A 5,338-nucleotide genomic window follows, 5' to 3' on the forward strand; every position below is an offset into this window, starting at 1 on the left:
CGACGCTCAACAGGATAGCCCTGTTTTCGCAAGCAGGCTATACCAGTCTCGCTGATACGGTGGTAGTTTCCCTGCCGGCTTTGGCTTTTGATATAGCCGCGTATTGGTTCTGACTTAATGTAGCCGGTATTGCGCAAGATATTTAATTTGCGATACGTGTAGGGCATCGTCATGTCATGGAATTTGCTGATTTGTTCAGTGCTCAGTGCCCGGTAGTCATATAAATGTTTGAGTATCTGAATATCCAATGGCTGCAGACGTTTGATGACCTGCTTTTTGGTTTTGGGCATGTTTTCACCTGCCTTTCTCAGTTCGTGTCGGGGCTGTTTTGTTTCGCCATTTCTGCGTGTCCTCCGTGCTGACTCAACAAAACTTCGCTTAAATAGTTTGGTCCATTCAGTTCGGTTTTTTTTTGTAAAATGGCTTATCTGCAGCTGGATTTAAGCATTATTCCATGTACAACATCAATCAAATAGTTGAATAGAATGTCAGGGATTGCAAAAAACGTGAATACTATACATAAAAAAACACCGTTCAATCGATGTCTAACATTGACTTATTCACCCCATAATTCATGAAATGGCTGTGTCTGATTCGCAAATGGGATTTTGTCTTTTCGCCAACTATGTTGCTTTAATTCTTTCTCCATTTCGCTTCGCTCCCCCACCTTCGGAATTTGCTTCAAGTGATGTTGATGTTGTTCGAGATAGCTCAAAAAGTTAATCTTATTTTCTTCTGCCAGCAAATAAACCTGAATATGGTTCTGTTTATCGGATAACCCTTCCTCAATAACCGAAAGCTCTTTCCAGTTATCATCCTGAACAAGCCCTGTATGACGCATGGCATCAATAATGTACTTTCGATTCCTGTTGTCCAAATCTCGAATACGATTGTCATCGAAGTAATGCTGTATGATGAGTACAGCACGACTAAATTGGTTCTTAACAGCGGTATAGTTATAGGATTCAAACGTAATGCGCTGATAATAGTTTCGAATCATGGCTGCATAATCTCTGTCATTCTCTTTGTATAACGGGAGCATTCCGTCATACGAGAGCTGAAAAACGGGATAACCATTGACCATAAGCGGTGTGGCTGTCGCTAAAGGGTTACTCTTTGGCCCCGCCTCGTTCATATCTTCCGTCTTTTCTTCATACAACCGCCGCATGGTTTCTTCCTTAAACATTTCGACGCTTTTAAGTAAGTCCAGATAGTGCGATTTCATCAAGTTCATTCCTCCTCGCCATTGTCAGACGTTATTCGGACTTTTGAAACAGCAATATATCAATATTTTGATGTTCTTGCGTCAGACGTTATGACGATTTATTTTTTTATTTCCCCCTAACGTCTGACGTATTTTAGGGGAAAGTTTGTTATACTAAGAATTGACCCCTTAATATACGTCTGACGTTGTTAACCCCCAGCGTCAGACGGTCCAAATATGAATACCTTTCGCATCAATGATTTAACATCCTTTTAAACGTCAGACATTCATTTTTATCAACTACCCAAAAATGCCTTCACATATGGCATAGGGTCGACACGCTGAAAGCCACCTTTTTCTTTTTTGACATGAACTTCAAAGTGCAAATGGACGCCGGTCGAGTTACCGGATGTCCCCATTTTCCCTATCATTTGGCCTGCCTTAACTTCTGTTCCAACCGGAACACCTTGTTCCATCAAGTGAGCATAAAACGTCAACATATCATCACCGTGCTGAATAATTACCAGATTGCCAAAACCACCAGTGTTGCCCTGCGATACAACAACTTTTCCGTCCTTAAAGGCAACAATCGGTTGGCCCCGGTCATTGCCGCCTGCTACATCAATACCACCGTGAAACTCTTGTTCGCCATTCATGGTTCGGTGTCCATATCCCGAGGTAAGATTTTTCGTATGTGGAACTACCCAAGCTTTATCGCCATAAACTTCCACGATGCCGCCATCTTTTGCTGCAAACCCATCATTGTACAGTTGGTAGTAATGCATCACATCCTCCACATACCAATGGGCATGATTATAGGCAAACAGTGCCTCCCGCAGTCCCTTGTTGCCATCAATATAGCTGGCCAAGTGATTAGCCGCGGCAAAAATCGCATCCTCTTCTTCCCAGGGACTTGCCTTGCCATTGCCATTGGCATCCACACCGAATCCACCGTAATCTTCAATTTTTTCAGGGTCTGTTTTGATTGCTTCCGGGATGTCGGTTCCTCCCAGCCCTTCACAGTTGGGATAATCCCAGCCCAGCCAGCTGCAGGGCATCATCTGCATATGGCCTTGTGCATTAACCGGTGACACCATTTCAATCGATGAAAATACCGTTTCCACACGATGTATTGAAGCAAGCAATAACCATGGCACATCATATTCCTCTCCGGCTTCTTTATAAATCGGAATAAATTGTTCAGGTATTTCCTCTTCAGCAATTTGTGAAGGCGCATTTGAAAATGCCATTTCTTCATCACCAAATTCAAATCCTGTAACAAACAAGAGAACAAATCCCAAAATAAGAACAGCAACCATACCACCAACGATAGCTACACCAATTAGCGAGCCAAAAACAATTTTCATTGCTTGCATAGAGGTTTACACCTCAACTAAAAAGGAACATTCAACGTATAATTTTTTACCTTGAATGCTCCCTCGACTTTCTTTGTTTTAATGGTATAAACTTGACGCTCCACTGCTGTTTTATTGCCATTCTTATCATAAACATGACCCTTCACCTGAACGTTCCATATTAACTGTTCTTGGCCAGGGTCATAAGGCTCGTAAACATTAAGAGATGTTGCTTCTTTCATGTAAATTGCGGCTGTTGGCCTGGGCGTCTGTTCCATTAATCCCTGATACAGGTTAGCAGTACTATAGGGTTTTGCATTTTCCACATGTGCCATTAATTCCTCACCGTTAAGTTCGTAAAAGTTTTTTGTGAAAAGCCTGGCTGTTTCACGGGATTTTTCAATCCCTTCCCTCGAAAAGTAATCATCATATTCACCTTCCGATTTCTCCAGCGTCTCTGCTTTAGGAATTTCAATGTCTAACTTCCCATGTTGTTCCGAAATTGGTTCATTGTTTGCCTCTTTATTTTCGTGTGTTTGTTCCGCCTCAGCGCTGTATTGCCGCACCGCTAGTGATTGCTCATTTTGGTCTGGCTGAGCAGGCTCTGATTTCCCCTCTGTTTCCTGTTGTTTTACATGATTACCAACAAAAATAGCATAAATAAACAGCGCAATGACAATAGCCATGACGCTGTAAACAATCATATTTTTGGTTTTAGGACTCACACAACTTCACCCCATTTCATGAATAGCGGATAATCTCATCTCATTTTTCCATTTTCATTTGACCTGTCCTGCTCAGGAGGTATCGACGCTTCTAAAGAGGCTAGATTCGCTTGCTCTTCATCTACTCTTGCTGTGTCACTTTCGGGTCTTGTTGAACTCGCTAAATCACTGACGTGTCTATCACTCACAGACATATCTGATGCTTCTTCCATCGGCACATTTGTCTGATGCCAATCCTCATTTTGTTTGTTATTTTGACTTGAATTGAGTAATTCCGATGACATATCAGGTTCACTTGTTTCTGCATTCATATCAACTGATTTGTCCGGCCATCTATCGGTTTCAGGAAACGCATGACCAACCTCTTCTTTTTGAGACGTAAGATCAGGTTTTGGTTGGTCTGACTTCTGTAAATGCGTGAGGCTTTGATATTGATGATTCAATTCCCTATCTTCCTGTTGCTGTTTGACACGATTGGCTAAAAGTTTCGCGTAATCGCCTTTTAATTCACCGTCATGTTCCGCCTGTTGAGTGATTTGATCATGGGCTGCGTCCAAATCATTCAAGGACGCACGTTCGACTTGGTTTCGATCGAACGTATCCATGATATCTTCTGGACCATGTGTATCAATATTTTTATCTTCTATGAAGGAACCAATATTTTGAGCCCCCTCATCTGATAAATGATTGACCTGTTGATTTTCAGGTATGCTTGCAGATGAAGTCTTTTTTAGTGAAGCCATTTGTTGCGAACGATGAGCTTGCATGCCACTTTTGGCAATATCACCGGCACTGCCTGCTCCCGTGGCCGCCTTTCCAATCGAACTTCCAACATTCGCACCGGCAATAGCGCCGGCACTTCCTGTTGCGACAGTGCCGACCGCTGCCCCGGTAACGGTACCTGCCCCTTGTATACCTTTTTTCAATGGATTCGTTAGTTCGCCCATTCCTTCTCGCAATTCTTGCACACTTTGAGAGCCCGCGGAAAAAACCTTTTTAATGCGTTTGCGCAGAAGGAAAATGAGCATAAACAACACAAAATGAATTAACGCTGCTGCGATGTAAGCAACAAACGGATTATCATTGTCCGAAGCTATAAAATCAGCCTCATATAATAAGTCGGAAATAGCAAAAATGACTAAGGCTGTAAACGAAACAACCACCTTAAGGACCAGAGGCAAGCCCAACTCAATAAAGTACCGCTTAACAACATTAAACTGGCCTGGTATTGCACCAAATAAAAGTGCAAACGGTGCAAAAATCGCAATCAGCATAAACCAGAACTGAAAGATCAATAACGCCAGTGCCAGAAAATAAATTGGAATGGACACAATTCCATTAATCATCAAATACATCGGCGTAAAAGATAAGCGTGTGCTGATATTGTCATAGAGCAAATAATCATTATCATAATTTGTTAATTCATTGGATATTGCTGTATACCGTTCTTCCGAATTTGGCTGTTGTTTTAAAATGTTATTTACCCTGTTAACCGCTTCTTCTTCACTTCGAGCTAAATTATTAAGATTCGTTTCGCCATACATCATATACAGATACGGGCGATCAACAAACAAAGCCCAAATATTATCCTTCATACCATTTTTCAAGCTTTGTTCATCCAAATTAGTCGGCGTATTTGTTGCAATGGGCTGTAATCCACCACTAGCATCTCTTTCGTGTGAATTCCCTGCTAATATTAGCGAACTTGCTTGTGTCGTCACCTGATTTAACCCGGTCAGAAAGACTGAATAATTCGTGAACAATAATATGGCGATTGTTAGAGCCATCATGGTTTGCAGAATTGCCCCTATTGATGCAACCATGGACCGTTTCCACATCATAAGGAACGCTGCATAAATCACTGCAAATACAGCTGTAAACATAGCAAGATTCCCAAACAGACCGGAATTGGAAATATGACCACCTCCGGTTATTCCTGTAATTTCCCCCATGATTTCATTTAACTTTTCAATAATCGTGTTGATAAAATTAAAATCATAAGCGAAATCCAAGGAAAAAAGCATAAATTTGGTCATAAGAATGTTCATATCAAA

The 5,338-nt window shown here is 41.6% G+C and carries 5 protein-coding genes; all 5 read right to left on the minus strand.

Annotation, left to right across the window (positions count from 1 at the left end; translation table 11 throughout):
* On the minus strand, positions 1–290 hold a 290-nt coding region (locus tag VK080_RS12405; protein ID WP_324225082.1), incomplete at its 3' end, for a hypothetical protein.
* A 266-nt stretch (positions 291–556) separates the two neighbouring features.
* A complete protein-coding gene (locus VK080_RS12410) occupies positions 557–1,228 on the minus strand; it encodes a hypothetical protein (protein ID WP_324225083.1) in 672 nt (223 codons plus the stop codon).
* A 272-nt stretch (positions 1,229–1,500) separates the two neighbouring features.
* On the minus strand, positions 1,501–2,580 hold the full coding sequence (locus VK080_RS12415) for a peptidoglycan DD-metalloendopeptidase family protein (RefSeq protein ID WP_324225084.1): 1,080 nt from the start codon (positions 2,578–2,580) through the stop codon (positions 1,501–1,503).
* A gap of 17 nt (positions 2,581–2,597) precedes the next feature.
* Positions 2,598–3,284, minus strand: coding sequence for a hypothetical protein (locus VK080_RS12420; protein WP_324225085.1), 687 nt, complete (start codon positions 3,282–3,284; stop codon positions 2,598–2,600).
* 35 nt (positions 3,285–3,319) lie between these two features.
* Entirely contained in the window at positions 3,320–5,332 is a 2,013-nt protein-coding gene (locus tag VK080_RS12425; RefSeq protein ID WP_414672251.1) for a glycine zipper family protein, read from the minus strand.
* Positions 5,333–5,338 lie beyond the last annotated feature (6 nt).

Origin of the sequence: Lentibacillus sp. (assembly GCF_035301925.1) — a bacterium.
Lineage (GTDB): Bacteria > Bacillota > Bacilli > Bacillales > Amphibacillaceae > Lentibacillus.

Coding starts and splice junctions, on each gene's coding strand:
- VK080_RS12415 (WP_324225084.1), bottom strand. CDS start 2,580: ATGCAAGCAATGAAAATTGTTTTTGGCTCGCTAATTGGTGTAGCTATC.
- VK080_RS12425 (WP_414672251.1), bottom strand. CDS start 5,332: ATGAACATTCTTATGACCAAATTTATGCTTTTTTCCTTGGATTTCGCT.